Source organism: Mesorhizobium norvegicum, assembly GCF_004919685.1.
Lineage (GTDB): Bacteria > Pseudomonadota > Alphaproteobacteria > Rhizobiales > Rhizobiaceae > Mesorhizobium > Mesorhizobium norvegicum.
Genome location: NZ_SMYZ01000149.1, coordinates 12,101 through 28,860, shown reverse-complemented (window position 1 = coordinate 28,860; position 16,760 = coordinate 12,101). Strand labels below are relative to the sequence as shown.

Genomic DNA, 16,760 nt, shown 5'->3' with positions numbered 1-16,760 from the left:
CGGTGGAAGGGGACGGCATGGCACGCCGCCCCTTTGCTTTTCTCAATCTTTCAACGGCTGGCCGAGGTTTTCGAAGGCTGTGGGATCGCGGCCCTTCAGCGCGCTGGCCAGCAGCAGGCCGACGACAGCCGCAATCAGCACCAGCCCCGGCAGCAACACGCCGAGGAAGCCGCTGGCGCCTGACAGGCCGCCGAAATTGATGACGATCAGATAGATGATGATGACGAAAGCGATGAAGGTCAGGCCGGGCAGGATGGTGGTCTTCAACGCGTTCTCCTGGGCCGGGTTGGCGCGAAAGAACATCACCACGGCCAGCGACGCCACCGCCATCATCACGATGACGCCGAGCGTCGCGACATTGGTCAGCCACGAAAACAGCGCCAGCACCGGATCGAGGCCGAGCACGGCGAACAGCCCGACGACAACAGCCGCCAGCACGCTCTGGATGACGGAAGCGACATGCGGGCTCTGGTGTACGGAATGTGTCACGCCGATCGTCTGCGGCAACAGCTTCTCGCGGCCCGAGACGTAGATGTAGCGCGCAACCGCGTTATGAAACGCCAGCACGCCGGCAAACAGGCTCGACACGAACAGGATGCTCATCGCTTGCGACAGCATCGTTCCGGCGTAGCGGTCGGACAGGCCGAACAGGAAGGTCGTCGGATCCTGCAGCCCCTGGAGCGTCGGTAGCAGCTTGTCGACACCGGCGCCGACCGCCATCAGCCATGCCGTGAGCATGTAGAAGACGCCGATCAGCAGCACGGAGAAATAGGTCGCGCGCGGAACCGTGACCTCGGGCTCGCGGGCTTCCTCGGCATAGATGGCCGTCGCCTCGAAACCGATGAAGGCGGCAAAGCAGAACAGGATGGCGATGGCCGGTGCGCCCGACGTGATCTGGCTCCAACTGAACGGCGCCGCCGACAGGCCGCTGTCGCCGCCGGTCTTGAGGATGGCGATGTCGAGGACCAGCACCACCAGATACTCGCACAGCACCAGCACCGTCAGGATCTTGGCCGACAGATCGACCTGCCGGTAGCCGAGCACGGCGACGAGCGCGATGGCGATGAAGCTCCACACCCACCACGGCAAATTGATGCCCCAGCCGGCGAACAGGCCGGCGGTTGCGGCACCGAGCAGGCCCATGACGCCGATCTGCATGGCATTGTAGGATAGGATGGCGATCAGTGCCGTGGCGCCGCCGGCCAGGCCGCCGAGCCCGCGCGCGGCATAGGCATAGAAAGCACCGGCATTGCCGACATGGCGCGACATGGTGACATAGCCGACCGCGAACAGAAGCAGCAGGATGGTGACGATGAGATAGGTTCCGGCAAAGCCGGCGCCATTGCCCATCAGCATGCCGAGCGGCGTGCCGCCGGCGACCGCGGTAAGGGGTGCCGCCGCCGAAATCACCATGAAGGTGATGGCGCCGACGCCAAGACTGTTCTTGCGCAGCCTGTTGGCCGGCGCCTGTTCCGAAACTGCTGACATTGGTCCCTCCTATTTACTGGCCGAATGGCCTGTCCCATGCACTCTGGTGGTTGGTTCATTATTTGAACCATTATTTTGAATATAGACTTGCAAACAAAGCCGATGCCTGTCAAGTTAATTCACACGTTAATTGATTGGCCCGAGCTGGGAGGCAAATTTGGGTACGGTCGGAAAAGCGATCTCACTTCTGGAGCTGTTCACCATCGACGAGCCCGAGCTCGGACTGTCCGATCTGGCGCGCCGTTCGGGCTTCGACAAGGCGACGACGCGGCGGCTGCTGATGGCGTTGACCGGCCATGGTTTCGTCGAGCAGGATGCGGGCACGCGGCACTATCGCCTCGGCGCCGGCCTGTCGCGGCTGGCGCGTATTCGCGAGGCCCGCTTTCCCTTCTTGCAGACGGCTGTTCCCCTGGTGCGGGACCTGGCGGCATCGACGGCCGAGACCGTGCACCTGTCGGAATTCGGCGTCGACACGCTGGTCACCGTCCATGTCGAGCATCCGGCGCGGGCAAACCGGGTCAATGTCGATATCGGCCAGCTTCTGCCCCTGCATTCGACCGCCTCCGGCATCGCCTATCTGGCCTTCGCCCGCGACGAGACCGTCAGGGCATGCCTGGCGGGTGCGCTCAACGCCTTCACGGCGCACACGCTGATCGAGCCGGCTGCCATTTCCAGATCCATCGGCGAGACGCGCGATCGCGGCTATTCGATCTGCGACCAGGGTTTCGAGGAGGGTGTCATCAGCGTCGCGGCGGCAATCCGCGCGGCGGACGGCTGTGCGCTCGGCACCATCGCGGTAGCCGCGCCGAAGGCCAGGACAACGGCCGCGGCGATCACGGAACGGGGGCTTGCGGTGATGGCGGCGGCACGGGAGATTTCGATGCGCCTCAACGGCGACAATTTGCAAACCCTGAGGAGGCAGGCGTGATGTCTGCAGATGCAATCGCCGCGATGGCGCCCCGGATCCTGGTCATCGGCACCGGCGACACCAAGGCTGACGAGCTCAAGTTCATGAGAGAGTGCATCGAGGCATCGGGTGGCAGCGCCGTGATGATGGATGTCAGCGTGCTGGGCGACCCGCCCTACAGCCCGGATCACGACAAGCATGCCGTTGCCCGCGCCGTGGATGTGACGATCGAAGAAATCGTCTCGAGCGGTGACGAGAACACCGCCATGACGCTGATGGCCGGCGGCGCCGTGCAGCTGGCGCGCAAGCTCCACCAGAACGGTGAGATCGACGCCTTCATCGCCATCGGCGGCTCGATGGGGACCGATCTGGCGCTCGACGTGGCGCTTTGCCTGCCGCTCGGCGTACCGAAATTCGTCGTCTCGACCATTGCCTATTCGCACCTCATCCCGCCCGAGCGCGTCGCGCCCGACCTGATGATGATCCTGTGGGCGGGCGGACTGTACGGCCTCAACAGCATCTGCAAGCTGGTTCTGTCGCAGGCCTGCGGCGCGGTTGTCGGCGCAGCCAGGATCGTGCTTGCGTCTCGCGCCACGACTCCTGCCATCGGGCCGACCATCGGCATGACCTCGCTCGGCAGCAGCTGCCTCCGCTACATGAAGACGCTGAAGCCCGCACTGGAACAGCGCGGCTATGACGTTGCCGTCTTCCACACCACCGGAATGGGCGGCCGCGCCTTCGAATCGATCGCCGGACAGGGGCACTTCTGCGCCGTGTTCGATTTCAGCCTGCAGGAAATCACCAATCATCTCGCAGGCTCCGTCGTCAGTTCCGGCGCCGACCGGCTGGAGAACGCCGGCGCGTGGGGCACTCCGCAGATCGCGGCACCCGGCGCGGTCGACATGGTCGACCTGCCGACATGGCAAGATTTGCCGGCTAAGTTCTCTGCGCGGCCATTTCATGCCCACAACAGGCTGATCGGGTCGGTCACCGTCGATGCCGATGATCGCCGCCAGGTCGCCAGGACCATCGCCGCCAAGCTCGGCGCGGCCAAAGGGCGTTCCGCTTTCATCCTGCCTTCCCAGGGCATCCAGGAATGGGACACGCAGGGTGAGCCGCTCTATGAACCCGAAGCCCTGGCCGCCTTCGTCGATGAAATGCGCAAGACCATTCCCGCTGGGGTCGAGTTCCACGAGATCGACGCCCACATCAACAGCGACGATTTCGTCGGCAAGGCGCTCGAGATCTTCGACCGCTGGGTCGAGGAGGGCATCGTCCCACGCGGCGTACCGGTCGAGGGAGTGGCCGCGTGAGCGCACTTCCGGCCCAAGCCCTGGTCCTTGATTTCGGCGGCGTCGTCACCCGGACGCTGTTCGAGACGCATGCCTTGACCGAACAGGCGCTCGGCCTTGCGCCGGGAACGCTGCAATGGCGCGGGCCGTTCGATCCCGACAGCGATCCGCTGTGGCGGTCGATGCAGGCCGACGAGATCAGCGAGCGCGACTACTGGCGCACCCGCACAAGCGAGGTCGGGCATCTCGTCGGCGAGGACTGGCAGGCGATGGAGACCTTCGTCCGGCGCGCGCGGGGTGCTGAACCGGAAAAAGTGGTGCGGCCCGAGGCCGATCGTGCCATCCGCACTGTGCATGCGGCCGGTTTTCGGTTGGCGATCCTGTCCAACGAACTCGACCTGTTCTATGGCGCCGACTTCCGCCAGCGGCTGCCGCTGCTCGACCTGTTCGAAACGATCGTCGACGCCACCTATACCGGCATCCTCAAGCCCGACCCGCGTGCCTATGCCTTTGTCACCGAGGCGCTCGGCCTGCCGGCCGGTGCTTGCGTCTTCGTCGACGACCAGCAGCGCAATGTCGATGGCGGCCGTGCGGCGGGCATGCGCACGGTCCATTTCGACGTTGCCCGGCCAGCACATTCCTGCGCCGAAGCCCTCGGCCATTTCGACCTCGTCCCTGTTGCCTGAGACCATTTGCGGAGCCTGCCATGCGCGACATCAATTTCCTCACCGAGACAAACGCCAAGCCGATCTGGCACCCGATGGCGCATCCGGCCGAGATGCGGGCCAACCCGCCAAAGGTGATCATGAAGGGTGAGGGCGTGATGGTCACCGACATCGCCGGCAACACGGTGCTCGATGCCGTTGGTGGCCTGTGGAACGTCAATCTCGGCTACAGCAGCGACCCGATCAAAAAGGCGATCGCCGACCAGCTTTCGGCGCTGCCCTATTATTCCGGCTTTCGCGGCACCTCGACCGGACCGTCGATCGAGCTCGCCTACGAGCTCGCTGAATGGTTCGAGCCGGAAGGCATGGTGCGGACTTTCTTCACCTCTGGCGGTTCGGATTCGGTCGAAACAGCACTTCGGCTGGCCAGGCAATATTGGAAGATCCGCGGCCAGGCCGATCGCACCAAGTTCCTTGCCTTGAAGAAGGGCTACCACGGCACGCATTTCGGCGGCGCCTCGGTCAACGGCAACGCCAATTTCCGCCGCAACTACGAGCCGCTGCTGCCCGGAATCTTCCACATTCCCGCACCCTGGACCTTCCGCAACCCCTTCGACGAGACCGATCCGGCGCGGCTGGCAAAACTCTGCGCCAGGGCGCTGGAGGACGAGATCGCCTTCCAGGGTGGCGACACCATCGCCGCTTTCATCATGGAGCCGGTTCTCGGCGCCGGCGGCGTCATCGTTCCGCATGAAAGCTTCATGCCGCTGGTGCGCGAGATCTGCGACCGCCACGAGATCCTGCTGATCGCCGACGAGGTGGTCACCGGCTTCGGCCGCACCGGCGCCTGGTCGGGCTCACGGCTGACCGGCGTGAAGCCGGATTTCATGACCATCGCCAAGGCGATCACCTCGGGCTACTTCCCGCTTGGCGCGACCTTGATCGGCGCCAAGGTGGCCGATGTTTTCGAGGGGGACAAAACCAGCTTCGGCGCGATCGGTCACGGCTATACCTATTCCGGCCATCCGGTCGGCTGCGCGGCGGGGCTGGCGGCGCTTGCCGAGACCAAACGGCTGCGCCTGAACGAGAACGCGGCCGCGCGGGGTATCGAACTCGTGGCCGTGCTGGAAGGGCTGAAGGCCAAGCATGCGATTGTCGGTGATGTCAGGTACAAGGGCCTGATGGCGGCGTTGGAACTGGTCTCGGATCGCGCGACGAAAAAGCCGGTCGACAAGAAGACCATGGCCGTGGTTTCGGAGGCGGCCTACGAGGCTGGCGTCATGCTGCGCGTGTCCGGCAACACCATCATCCTGTCGCCGCCGCTGATCATCAGCGCCGCCGATGTCGCGAAGATCGGCGAAGCGCTGGATGCCGGCCTGTCGAAGGTCTGACGGTTTAGTGCATGGAACGGAGTTTCGAGACTCAAATGACTCAATCGCAAGAGGCGCTGGTTAACCGGCGTTCCCGCCTGCTCGGCGCGAAATCGCAATTGTTCTATGACGAGCCCGTACATCTGGTGCGCGGCGAAGGCGTCTGGCTCTACGATGCCGACGGCCGCAAATATCTCGACGCCTACAACAATGTCGCTCATGTCGGCCACTGCCATCCGCAGGTGGTCGAGGCAATGTGCCGGCAGGCAAGCCTGCTCAACACCCACACGCGCTATCTGCACACCGCCATCCTCGACTATGTCGAGCGGCTGACGGCGACCTTCGACGCCAGCCTGTCCACCGCCATCCTGACCTGCACCGGCAGCGAGGCCAATGACATCGCAATGCGCATGGCGCAGGCCGCGACCGGCCGCATGGGCATCATCGCCACCGACGCCACCTATCACGGCAACACCACGGCGGTTTCGCAGCTCAGCACCCGCATGCCGCCGGTCGGCGGCCGCGCCCGCAATGTCAGGCTGGTGCCGGCGCCCGACAGTTATCGCCATCCCGACGCGATGGCCAACGGCAAGGCGTTTGGCGATGCGGTGCGCGAAGCCATCGCCTCGCTGGAGCAGGACGGCATCGGCCTGTCCGGCATGATCCTCTGTCCGCTGCTTGCCAATGAAGGCTTTCCGACGCTGCCCAGCGGCTTCTTCGACGACGCCGTGGCGGCGGTGCGCGAAGCCGGCGGCCTGGTCATAGCCGATGAGGTTCAGCCCGGCTTTGGCCGCACCGGCAGCAATTTCTGGGGTCATCAGCGCGCCGGTTTCGTTCCCGACATCGTCACCATGGGCAAGCCGATGGGCAACGGCCATCCAGTTGCCGCCGTGGTCACCACCAGGGATATTTTGGCGACCTTCCGCAACGCCTTCCGCTACTTCAACACCTTTGGCGGCAATCCGGTTTCCTGCGCGGTGGCGAATGCCGTTCTCGATGTCATCGAGCAGGAAAATCTCGTCGCCAACGCAGGCGATGTTGGCGCTTATGCACTCGGCCTGCTGCGCCCGCTGGCCGAGCGCCATGAATGCATCGGCGAGGTCAGGGGCGCCGGCCTGTTCTTCGGTGCCGAACTGGTTCACGACCGCGAGACGCGCGAGCCGGCACCCGACATTGCCGAGCAAGTCGCCAACCGCATGCGCCATCGCGGCGTGCTGATGGGCAAGACCGGCATCCACGGCAATGTGCTCAAGATCCGCCCGCCGATGCCATTCTCCCGCGACAATGCCGCCTTCCTGATCGGCGTACTCGACGAGGTGCTGGGTGAAGTCGGCGGAGTGTCGGCGTGAACTCTGTCTCCACGCAATCCGAGCCCGAGGCGGCAGCCGATGTCACGGCGCTTGCCAGGCGCGCGCTCGACCATTGGGGCATTCGTGAGGGTGAGCCGGAGCTGCTGAAATATCGCGAGAACGCGGTCTTCCGGGTCCGCCTGCCCGACGGCCAGCCTGCCGCCATGCGCATTCACCGGCTTGGCTATCACTCGGACGCCGCGCTGCGTTCGGAACTGCAATGGATGGGCTTTCTGCAATCCGCCGGCATCGCCACACCGTCTCCGGTCGCCACGCCGGCCGGCGATCTGTTCGTGCTCGTCAGCACCGCCACGTCGAAGCAGCTCCGGCAGGCCGATTGCCTGAGCTGGCTGGAAGGCCGCGCTGTCGGAGCGCGAGGCGTGCCGCTGGATTACACGCCTGAGCAGGCAAGACAGGTCTTCACGGCGATAGGGCGAACCATCGCTCATATGCACAATGTCACATCGGCCTGGACACCACCCGCGGGCTTCGCCCGCCATGCCTGGGATTTCGACGGCTTCTTCGGTGCGAACCCGACATGGGGCCGTTTCGAGACCTCGCCCTTCCTCGACGGCTCCCGTCGCGAGCTGGTTCTACAGGGACGCGAAAAGGCGGTGAAGGCGCTGTCGGAGCATGAACGCAGCGCCCGCAATTTCGGTATCATCCACGCCGATCTGGTGCGCGAAAACGTGCTTGTCCATGAGGGTGCGATCCGCATCATCGACTTCGACGATTGCGGCCATGGCTGGCACATGTACGACCTTGCCGTTGCCCTGTACCAGAACCGCGAGGAGGCTATGTATCCGCTGATAGAGGCCGCACTGCTCGACGGCTATCGGCAGGAGCGGGCGCTGACGGCGCAGGACATCGCCGCATTGCCGCTGTTTTCGGCCTTGCGCGCCTTCGCCTTCCTCGGCTGGGTGCAGAGCCGCGTCGAGGGCGACATCACCAGGGAGGTTGGCATGCGCATGTCGGCCATCGCAGCCGATGTGGTGATTGCCTATCTGCGTGGCGAATGAGGACTGCTGTGCGGGCCGACGACGGAACCGTCAGCCCTTCGCGAAGTGAATGCTGACCGTGCCCGAGCTGCCGAAATCGGCGACGATCATGTCGCCGGGCCGCGCCTCGACCGGGCGCACGAACGACCCCGACAGCACCACTTCGCCCACCGCGATCGACATGCCGTAGCGGGCAAGCCTGTCCGCCAGCCAGGCGATGCCCATCGCCGGATGGTTGAGCACGCCGGCGCCGAGCCCGGTTTCCTCGACCTCTGCATTGCGTGAAACGATGGCGCCGATCCAGCGCATGTCGGCCTCATCAGGCCGTTGCTGGCGGCCGCCGATGACGATGCCGGCATTGGCGGCATTGTCGGAGATAGTGTCGAAGAAGGTGCGCACTTTCTTCGTCTCTGCATTGACGCGCTCGATGCGCGTATCGAGGATTTCGAGCGCCGGCGTGATGTAGTCGGTGGCGTTGAGCACGTCGAAGATCGTCACGCCGGGGCCCTTCAGCGGCGCCTTCATGACGAAGGCGATCTCGGCCTCGACGCGCGGCTGGATGAAGCGGCCGGCCGGAACCGTCGCGCCGTCGTTGAAGAACATGTCGTCGAACAGCACGCCGGAATCCGGCGTGTCGATGGCCAGCGCGTACTGCATCGCCTTGGAGGTCAACCCGATCTTCCAGCCTTTCGGCTTCAGTCCGGCATCGATCTTGCGCGTCACCAGCGCCGCCTGCACCCGATAGGCATCTTCCATCGTCGCCTCGGGAAAATCGAGGCTGAGCAGACGGATCTGGCGGCGCGACCGCTCGGCCTCGAACAGCCGTGCCGCGGCGTCTTCCACCTGCTCCGGGGTCATTGGGCTGCCTCGTCGACGACGCCGTTTCTGAGCACGCCGATGCCATCGGCCTCCACTTCGATCACATCGCCGGGCTTCAGCCAGATCGGCGGATCGAAGCGGGCACCGGCGCCCGTCGGCGTGCCGGTGACGATGATATCGCCCGGCACCAGCGTGGTGAAGGTCGAGACATAGGCGATAATCTTGCGGAACGAGAAGATCATCCGGCTGGTGCGGTCCTGCTGGCGCAGCTCGCCGTTGACGCGGGTGGTCAGCGCTATGTCGGCGATCTGCGCCTCGTCGGTGAACGGCACCAGCCACGGGCCGATCGAGCCGCTGCGGTCGAAATTCTTGCCTTGCGTGACGTTGAACTTGGCATGCCGCACCCAGTCGCGGATGGTGCCCTCGTTACACAGCGACAACGCCGCGATATGGCCGAGCGCGTCGGTCTCGGCAATGCGCCGGCCGGCTTTGCCGATGACGATGACGACCTCGCCCTCATAGTCGAGCTGCGGTGATTCCGGCGGTCGCACCAGCGGCGCGCCATGGCCGACGAACGAGCGGGGAAAACGGATGAACAGCGACGGATTCGAGGGTGCCGCCTGGCCGTCCTTGTACTCCTCGTTGCGGTCCGGGTAGTTGACGCCGACGCAGATGATCTTTTCCGGCGACGGGATCGGGATTTCGTAGGCGATGGCGTCGAGCGGGAAATCGGCGGCGAAGGCCCCGGCCTCTTCCGCCAGCCGCCGCAAGGCGCCGGCCTCGATCACTTCGCGCAGCGTCGGCCACTGGCCGTGGCGCGCCGACAGGTCGACAACGCCCTTGCTGGTGACCGCGCCATAGCGCGCCTTGCCGCCGACGGTGAAGGTGGCGAGCCGCCCATGTGCAATCATCCGGGTCTCCTCGTCCATCGTCACGGCGCAATGATCGGCGACGCCGTCAAATCCGGTTGGCGTGCCTTGGCGCCGGCAAACACACTGCCCTCCTCGAACCAGCTTTTCGGCGCAGGCGCGCCCCACAGCGTCTGGCGCTGCGGATCCTTGAGATCCCATTTGATCGGCTCGAGGTCCGGATCGACCGTCTGGTAGTCCGAACAGTAAATCTCGATGCGATGGTTGTCCGGGTCGCGGACATACAGGAAGAAGGCGTTGGAGATGCCGTGCCGGCCGGGGCCGCGCTCGATGTTCGGCAGATAGCCGGTCGTCGCCATCAGATCGAGCAGGTCGATGATGTTGAGCGGCGTCGGCACCCAGAAGGCGACGTGGTGCAGGCGCGGTCCGATGCCGTTGGTGAAGGCGATGTCGTGCACGCCGCCCTTGCGGTGTGTCCACGCCGCCCACAGCTTTCCGCTGCTGGCATCCTCGGTGTATTCGGTGACGCGGAAGCCGAGCTCGTTGTAGAAGGCGACGGACTCGTCGACATTGGGCGAGAAGCAGTTGAAGTGGTCGATACGCAGCGGTTTGACGCCCTTGTAGAGCGCGTATTTCTGGTGGATCGGCGGCAGCCGATCCATCTTCGAATAGAATTCCAGCGGTATGCCGTGCGGATCACGCGTGCGGAAGGTGCGCGACTGGTAGGGTCGCTCGACCCATTCCACCGGCTGGCCTTTGCCCTTGAAGAAATGCACCGCCTTGTCGAGATCTTCATCCGAAAAGACCTTGAAGCCGAGGTCGCGCGCCTCGGCGGCGCCGGCTTTCTTCAGCACGATGCAATGGTGCCCGCGCTCCTCCAGCGCCCTGAGATAGATGGTGTCTGACGTCTCGTCGGTGACCTGCAGGCCGAGCGTATCGACATAGAAGGCGCGGGATCTGGCGAGGTCGGTGACCGCCAACTCGACATGGCTGAGGCGCACGATGTTGAAGGCGGGGTAGAGATTGGGCTTGGGCAAGGGCATATGATTTCCTCCGGTCAGCCGCCGAGTTTCTGGATCGCGTGCGCCGTCGTCGCGAAGGCTACGTTCTTCGTCTCCATGTAGAAATCGAAGGAATGGTCGCCGCCGTCGCGGCCGATGCCGGAATTCTTGACGCCGCCGAACGGGGTCGGCAAATGGCGCACATTCTCCGAATTGACCCAGATCATGCCGGCGTCCAGCGCGTCGGTGAAGCGAAACGCGCGGGTGACGTCCGAGGTCCAGAGATAGCCGGTCAGGCCGTATTGCGTGTCGTTGGCCAGCGCCAGCGCCTCGGCTTCGTCGCTAAAGGGAATGGCGCTCAGCACCGGCCCGAAAATCTCCTCCTGCGCGATGCGCATGCCGTTGGTCACGTTTGTGAACAGCGTCGGGCCGACATAGCAGCCGCCGCCCGGCCCATCGACCTTGCCGCCGCCGACGGCGAGGATGGCACCTTCGGACCTGCCGATGTCGATATAGGACAGCACCTTCTTTTCATGCACCGGATGGATCAGCGGCCCGACCACCGTTTTCGGATCGAGCGGGTGGCCGACAACGATGCGCTTCGCCCTCTCCGCGACTTTGGCGGTGAAGCGCTCATAGACCGAGGCTTCGACCAGCAGGCGCGAGGACGAGGTGCAGCGTTCGCCATTCAGCGAATAGATCATGAACACGGCGGCGTCGGCGGCGCGCTCGAGATCGGCGTCGGCAAAGACGATCACCGGGTTCTTGCCGCCAAGTTCGAAATGCACGCGCTTCAGCGTGTCGGCGCCTTGTCTCATGATCATCGAGCCGGTGCGGCTTTCGCCGACAAAGCCGATCGCCTTGATAGCGGGATGCTCGGTCAGCGCCTTGCCGGCGTCTTCGCCAAGACCGTTGACCAGGTTCCACACGCCCTTCGGCAGGCCGGCCTCCTCGGCGATCTCGACCAGCAGGCGGGCGGTCAGCGGCGAGAATTCAGCCGGCTTATGAACCACGGTACAGCCGGCCGCCAGCGCCGGCGCGATCTTCCAGGTCGACAGCATGAACGGCGTGTTCCACGGCGTGATGATGCCGACCGGGCCGATCGGCACCCGCGTCGTCAGGTTGACCTGGCCTGTCGTGCGCAGCGTCTCGCCGTCGCGCGCTTCGGGAGCCCGGTCGGCGAAGAAGCGGAAATTCTCGGCGCCGCGCAACGCCGCCTTGGCCATGAATTTCAGCGCCTGGCCGGTGTCCATGCATTCGACGAAGGCGATCTCCTCGGCGCGCGCTTCGATCGCGTCGGCGATTTTGTGCAGCAGCTTCTTGCGTGCTTCGCCTGGCATGGCTGCCCAGGCCGGGAACGCTGCCTTGGCCGCCTTGGCGGCGCGGTCGATGTCGGCGGCTCCGCCGCGCGCGACGCGTGCCAGCGGCTTGAGGTCGACCGGCGACAGCGTTTCGAAGGTCGCGCCGTCGAGCGCCGGCACCGCCTCGCCGCCGATCTGGTTCAACACGCCGTCGCGCTTGAAGCGGGCCAGATAGGCCTCGGCCTTGTTCAGATTGCCTTGCAGGTCGGACATATCAGCTTCCGTCACTTGCCGCGCAGTCGCGGGTGGATTGCGTTTTTCTTCCAGCTCAGCACCGGGTCGATTTCCCGGATCTCGAGCGACAAAGCGAAATGCGGGGTCTCGAACAGGGTGGCCAGATAGTCGCTCACCGCCGCGAAGACGGCCTCGCCGGTCCGCTTCTTTTCGTCAGGGCTGCGGCCGGTCCCGATGCGAAACGACATGTCGAGAAAGGCGTTTTCCGGCAGTCTGTCGGCCATGGCATAGGCCTCGGCGCGAAAGGCCCGCACCCGCACGGCGCCGGTCTCGAACAGCCCGGTGTCCAGCACGGTGCGCAACACCAGCGCGCACAATTCGCCCATATCGACCTTGGCATCGAGATTGGCCGAATACTCGATGGAGAAGTGAGGCACGGCGCTTCGTTCCCTGGGTTATTGCTTTGTTGTAGTTAACGCGTTAATTACATGCAGTACCCGCGAAGTCAAGTCTTGCATCGGGCTTGGCGCAACGATACGGGATGGCAGGAACGGGCTTTGGCAGGTGGATTCAGCTGAGGGAAGGCCTGGTTTCGATCGCAAGCCAGCGTGGGAGGCTCTTTTTCTTGCTGCCTGAAAACACCCGTCGTTCCCTGCCAATGGCGCTTCTTCATGCCCGCGAAGTGGTGATGGCGCGGTTTCGCCCGATGCTTGCGGCGCATGACGTCACCGAGCAGCAATGGCGCGTGCTGCGTGTGCTGAGCGAAGCCGGCCCGGTCGAGGCGACCGAACTTGCCGATCGCGCCTCGGTTTTGCCGCCCAGCCTGACGCGCATCATCAAGGCGCTCGAGGGACGCAAGTTCATCACCCGCAACAAGGCGGAAGGCGACGGCCGCCGCGTCGTGCTGACCATTGCGCCTGCCGGTTCCGCCCTGATCGACGCGCTTTCGCCAGAGCGTCGCGTGATTTATGACGACATCGAACAGCGTTTTGGCCACGAGAAGCTTGAGCAGTTGCTCGATCTCCTGGAGACGCTGATTGATGGCGAGAGCTGAGGCTTTTCGATCCTCGGCGCGAAGGTTTTGACTGGTTGTCTGCGTTGACTGACCGCATGCCTTGGAGATTGGCGGAAACATCGATCACTTCGTCATCCTATGGCGGAGCAAGGAGCGAAGCGACGCGGCGCAGACCATAGGATCCATGCCGGGACTCCTGAGCGCCGCCACGGTTCGGAATTCTGCACCGCTGCGCTCTATGACGGAGGTCGCGGCATGGATCCTCGGGTCTCCGCGACGGAGCTTCGCTCCTGCTTCGCCCGTGGATGACGACGTTGGGAAGGCTTCGCCTCCATACCCTGTCAGCGCCATCAATTGCCCTTACCCGCCAAAGCTGCCAAGCCGCGTCGGCTGCGTGTAATTGCGGTCGACGTAAAGCAGGGCCGAGCCACCGCTGCCGTGCCGGACATCGATGACGCGGCCGATCATGACATTGTGCGTGCCGACGACATGCACAGTCTCGATTTCGCAATCGAAGTTGACGATCGCATCCGACAGCGCCGGCGTGCCGGAGGTCAGCGTCTGCCAGCGCGCCGCCGAGTAGCGCGCTTCCATGTCCCTGGTCGCGCCGGCGAACTTTCCCGCCAGGTGCATATGGTCATGCGTCAGCACGTTGACGCAGAAGCGCCGGTTGGACAGGAACATGGCAGCCTGCGTCGAGCGCCCGTTCATGCAGACGAGCAGCGTTGGCGGCTCGTCGGAGACGCTGCACATGGCGGTGGCGGTGAAGCCGCCGCGTCCTGCCGGCCCGTCGGTGGTGACTATGTTGACCGGCGCGCAGACCCTCGCCATGGCGTCGCGGAAATCGGCTTTCGAAATCTGCGTGGCCATTTGATTTCACTCAGCCATTGAGGCAAGCGGATTGAGCCAGGTGTCGCCCGTCCAGCCGTTCTCGTCATAGTCGGCCATGCAGGTGTCGACGAGCTCTTCCATCGCCTTCAGCCGTCCGCCGCGCTCGGCCCCCTTCAGCACCTGCAGCCGCACCTCTTCCGGTGCGCCGGCATAGTTGAGCTCATAGAGCGCGTGGCGGCCGCCGAACTCGGTGCCGGTCGCGTCCCACAACAGCTTCATGATCTTGATGCGCTCGATATGGCCCATGTCGTTGGAGCCGCGCACATATTGCGCTAGGTACCTGTCGATCTCGGGATTGTTGAAGTCGCGCACCGACGACGGCAGGTAGATCAGCCCCGAGGCGATCACCCGGCGCACGGTGTCGATGACGCGCGGATAGGCTTCCGACATGAAGGTCCGGTAGGCGAGTGCGGCTTCCAGATTGGGCAGCACCGCGCCATTCGCCCACGGGATCGGGTTGTAGGCCATGGCGTTGGAAAAGCTCCAGAACATGTGCCGCAGTGCGATGACCTCGCCAAGTGCCGCCTGGTTGCCGCGAAAGGCATCGCCCCCTGTGGCGCGCAGCGCCTTGGCCAGCAGGCCGGCGAGGAAGTCGAGCTTGACGGCGAAGCGCGTGCAGCCCTGAAAACAGTAGCCGTGCATGAAGCCGGACGCCGGGTGGAAGGAAAGGATTTTCTGCGCATCGCGCAGCACCAGCACGTCCTCCCAGGGGATGAAGACATTGTCGAGCACCAGGATCGCGTCGTTCTCGTCGAAGCGCGACGACAGCGGATAGTCGAAGGGCGCCGCCACCGTATTGGCCGTCTGCTCGTAGGAGACGCGGCAGAACATCTTTATCCCAGGCGCATTCATCGGCACGATGAACATCACCGACAGCGACGGATCCTCGGTCACCGTCGCTGATCCCTGTGCGAGGAAATTGTAGTGGGTCAGCGCCGAGGACGTCGCCACCACCTTGGCGCCGGAGACGTAGATGCCGGCGTCGGTCTCTTTGGTGATGTGGACGAAGACGTCCTTCACCTGCTCGGCCGGCTTGTGGCGGTCGATCGGCGGGTTGACGATGGCATGGTTCATGAATAGCGCGGCTTCCTGGGCACGTCTGTGCCAGGACAGGGCATTGTCCTTGAACGGCCCGTACCAGTCGGCATTGGCGCCGAGCGTGTTCATCAGCGCCGCCTTGTAGTCGGGCGTGCGCCCCATCCAGCCATAGGACATGCGCGACCAGTCGGCGATCGCCGTCTGCTGGGCGACAAGCTCGGCGGAAGACTTGGCAACGCGGAAATATTTGTGCGTGTAGCCGCCTGAGCCGGTGTCCGTCGGCGAGGTCAGCGTGTCTCGCCGCTTGGCGTCATGCAGGGCGTCGTAGAGGCGCGCCAGCGACCGCGCCGAATTGCGCATCGAAGGGTGCGTGGTGACGTCGGCAATGCGTTCGCCGTTGATATAGACCTCGCGGCCGTCGCGCAGGCTCTCCAGATACTCGGCACCGGTGAACGGGCGTCCCTTGTCGGCGCGGAAGTCTTCTGATCGCATGATGGTCCTCCTCTTGCGGCGACAAGTGTAGCGCTTGGACCAGGGATCGGTTATGGACGGAACGGCAAAACCGATTGGACTTTTTCCGGCGCCATGAGCCAGAGTTCCATCCCCGATTTCTTCGTCTATGGCGAGCCGGTGCGGCCGCTCGATGTCGGTTTCCTGCATGTCGAGACGGTGCTCGCCCGCAGCAACATCCATCTTGGTCAAGTCGCGGCGCACAAACACCCGCAGATGGGCCAGATCACCTTCTGGACCAGCGGCTCCGGCACCTACCGCATAGAAGACCGGTCCTGGGACTTTTCGGCACCCGCCGTCAGCTTCGTGCCGAGCACTGTCGTGCATGGCTTCTCGATCGGTCCCGGCACCGACGCCATCGTCATCTCGGTCGCCGACGGCGCGCTCGCGGCAATCGCAGGTCACAGCCTGCTGCCGCTGGACAGGCCGGTCTTTGCCGACGGTTTGCCGCAACACGCAGCATGGGCGAGGCTGGCGGCGGTGCTGGAGATGATCGCCGCCGAATATGCCGAGGCACAGGCCGGTAATGACAGGGTCCTGCCGGCGCTGATCGCCGTCGCGCTCTCCCACATCGCGCGCCTCAGTCCTGAGACAAAGGACGCCACCTTCTCTTCCGATGCTTCGCTGGCGTTGGGCCTGCGCCGTCTCGTCGATGCGCATTTCCGCGACAACTGGCCGGTCGACCGCTACGTCGAGGCGCTGGCCACGACGTCGCATCTTCTCGACAAGGCCAGCCGCGCGGTGCTGGGCAGCGGCGTCAAGCGGGTCGTCAGCGAGCGCCGGCTGCTGGAGGCCAAGCGGCTGCTGCTGTTCACCGTGCGCACCGTCGAGGACATCGCCTACGAGATCGGCTTCGACGACCCGGCCTATTTTTCACGGTTCTTTCGCGAACGGGTCGGTGACGCGCCCGCTGCCTGGCGGAGGAAGCAGTTGCAACAGGGTTGAGTTGAGCGCCCCACTTTCCCGCTTGACTGACCCGCCGGACCGAATACGCTAGCGCAAAATACCGGCTC

General features: G+C 64.5%; 16 protein-coding genes. 8 read left to right on the top strand and 8 right to left on the bottom strand.

Annotated features, from left to right (window positions below):
• Positions 1-42: 42 nt before the first annotated feature.
• Complete coding sequence (locus FCU66_RS39430) at positions 43-1,488, bottom strand: APC family permease (protein ID WP_136619528.1); 1,446 nt, start codon at positions 1,486-1,488, stop codon at positions 43-45.
• A 157-nt stretch (positions 1,489-1,645) separates the two neighbouring features.
• Here FCU66_RS39430 and FCU66_RS39425 point away from each other — a divergent pair, with 157 nt between their 5' ends.
• Genes FCU66_RS39425 through FCU66_RS39400 form a run of 6 tightly spaced genes read left to right on the top strand, consistent with a single transcriptional unit; the run spans position 1,646 to position 8,090 of the window.
• A complete protein-coding gene (locus FCU66_RS39425; RefSeq protein WP_136619527.1) occupies positions 1,646-2,416 on the top strand; it encodes an IclR family transcriptional regulator in 771 nt (256 codons plus the stop codon).
• A complete protein-coding gene (locus FCU66_RS39420; RefSeq protein ID WP_246094203.1) occupies positions 2,416-3,708 on the top strand; it encodes a Tm-1-like ATP-binding domain-containing protein in 1,293 nt (430 codons plus the stop codon). The genes FCU66_RS39425 and FCU66_RS39420 overlap by 1 nt, the downstream gene beginning before the upstream one ends.
• Positions 3,705-4,373 carry an HAD family hydrolase gene (locus tag FCU66_RS39415; RefSeq protein ID WP_136619526.1) on the top strand — a complete coding sequence of 223 codons (669 nt, stop codon included), beginning with the start codon at positions 3,705-3,707 and terminating at the stop codon, positions 4,371-4,373. Before FCU66_RS39420 ends, FCU66_RS39415 begins: the two co-directional genes overlap by 4 nt.
• A 20-nt stretch (positions 4,374-4,393) precedes the next feature.
• Complete coding sequence (locus tag FCU66_RS39410) at positions 4,394-5,743, top strand: aminotransferase class III-fold pyridoxal phosphate-dependent enzyme (RefSeq protein ID WP_136619525.1); 1,350 nt, start codon at positions 4,394-4,396, stop codon at positions 5,741-5,743.
• Positions 5,744-5,778: 35 nt separating this feature from the next.
• Complete coding sequence (locus tag FCU66_RS39405) at positions 5,779-7,071, top strand: aminotransferase class III-fold pyridoxal phosphate-dependent enzyme (protein WP_136619524.1); 1,293 nt, start codon at positions 5,779-5,781, stop codon at positions 7,069-7,071.
• Complete coding sequence (locus FCU66_RS39400; RefSeq protein WP_136619523.1) at positions 7,068-8,090, top strand: phosphotransferase enzyme family protein; 1,023 nt, start codon at positions 7,068-7,070, stop codon at positions 8,088-8,090. Before FCU66_RS39405 ends, FCU66_RS39400 begins: the two co-directional genes overlap by 4 nt.
• A gap of 30 nt (positions 8,091-8,120) precedes the next feature.
• Here the strand turns inward: FCU66_RS39400 and hpaH are convergent, their stop codons facing one another.
• From hpaH to FCU66_RS39375, 5 genes are read right to left on the bottom strand one after another with little or no spacing between them, the layout of a single operon-like run.
• Complete coding sequence (gene hpaH / locus FCU66_RS39395; protein ID WP_136619522.1) at positions 8,121-8,927, bottom strand: 2-oxo-hept-4-ene-1,7-dioate hydratase; 807 nt, start codon at positions 8,925-8,927, stop codon at positions 8,121-8,123.
• Positions 8,924-9,796 carry a fumarylacetoacetate hydrolase family protein gene (locus FCU66_RS39390; protein ID WP_136619583.1) on the bottom strand — a complete coding sequence of 291 codons (873 nt, stop codon included), beginning with the start codon at positions 9,794-9,796 and terminating at the stop codon, positions 8,924-8,926. Before FCU66_RS39390 ends, hpaH begins: the two co-directional genes overlap by 4 nt.
• Before the next feature lie 23 nt (positions 9,797-9,819).
• Entirely contained in the window at positions 9,820-10,800 is a 981-nt protein-coding gene (hpaD, locus tag FCU66_RS39385) for a 3,4-dihydroxyphenylacetate 2,3-dioxygenase (protein ID WP_136619521.1), read from the bottom strand.
• Positions 10,801-10,814: 14 nt separating this feature from the next.
• A complete protein-coding gene (gene hpaE / locus FCU66_RS39380; protein ID WP_136619520.1) occupies positions 10,815-12,332 on the bottom strand; it encodes a 5-carboxymethyl-2-hydroxymuconate semialdehyde dehydrogenase in 1,518 nt (505 codons plus the stop codon).
• A gap of 11 nt (positions 12,333-12,343) precedes the next feature.
• Entirely contained in the window at positions 12,344-12,730 is a 387-nt protein-coding gene (locus tag FCU66_RS39375) for a 5-carboxymethyl-2-hydroxymuconate Delta-isomerase (RefSeq protein WP_136619519.1), read from the bottom strand.
• Between the two features lie 221 nt (positions 12,731-12,951).
• Between FCU66_RS39375 and hpaR the strand changes: the two genes are divergently transcribed.
• Entirely contained in the window at positions 12,952-13,347 is a 396-nt protein-coding gene (gene hpaR / locus FCU66_RS39370; protein ID WP_246094202.1) for a homoprotocatechuate degradation operon regulator HpaR, read from the top strand.
• A 321-nt stretch (positions 13,348-13,668) separates the two neighbouring features.
• On the opposite strand, the gene FCU66_RS39360 is transcribed toward hpaR, so the two are convergent.
• Complete coding sequence (locus tag FCU66_RS39360) at positions 13,669-14,178, bottom strand: flavin reductase (protein ID WP_027040156.1); 510 nt, start codon at positions 14,176-14,178, stop codon at positions 13,669-13,671.
• Positions 14,179-14,184: 6 nt separating this feature from the next.
• The gene (locus FCU66_RS39355; protein ID WP_136619516.1) at positions 14,185-15,729 is read right to left on the bottom strand and encodes a 4-hydroxyphenylacetate 3-hydroxylase N-terminal domain-containing protein; all 1,545 of its coding nucleotides are present in this window, start codon (positions 15,727-15,729) and stop codon (positions 14,185-14,187) included.
• Between the two features lie 93 nt (positions 15,730-15,822).
• Here FCU66_RS39355 and FCU66_RS39350 point away from each other — a divergent pair, with 93 nt between their 5' ends.
• Complete coding sequence (locus FCU66_RS39350) at positions 15,823-16,692, top strand: helix-turn-helix domain-containing protein (protein ID WP_136619515.1); 870 nt, start codon at positions 15,823-15,825, stop codon at positions 16,690-16,692.
• Positions 16,693-16,760 lie beyond the last annotated feature (68 nt).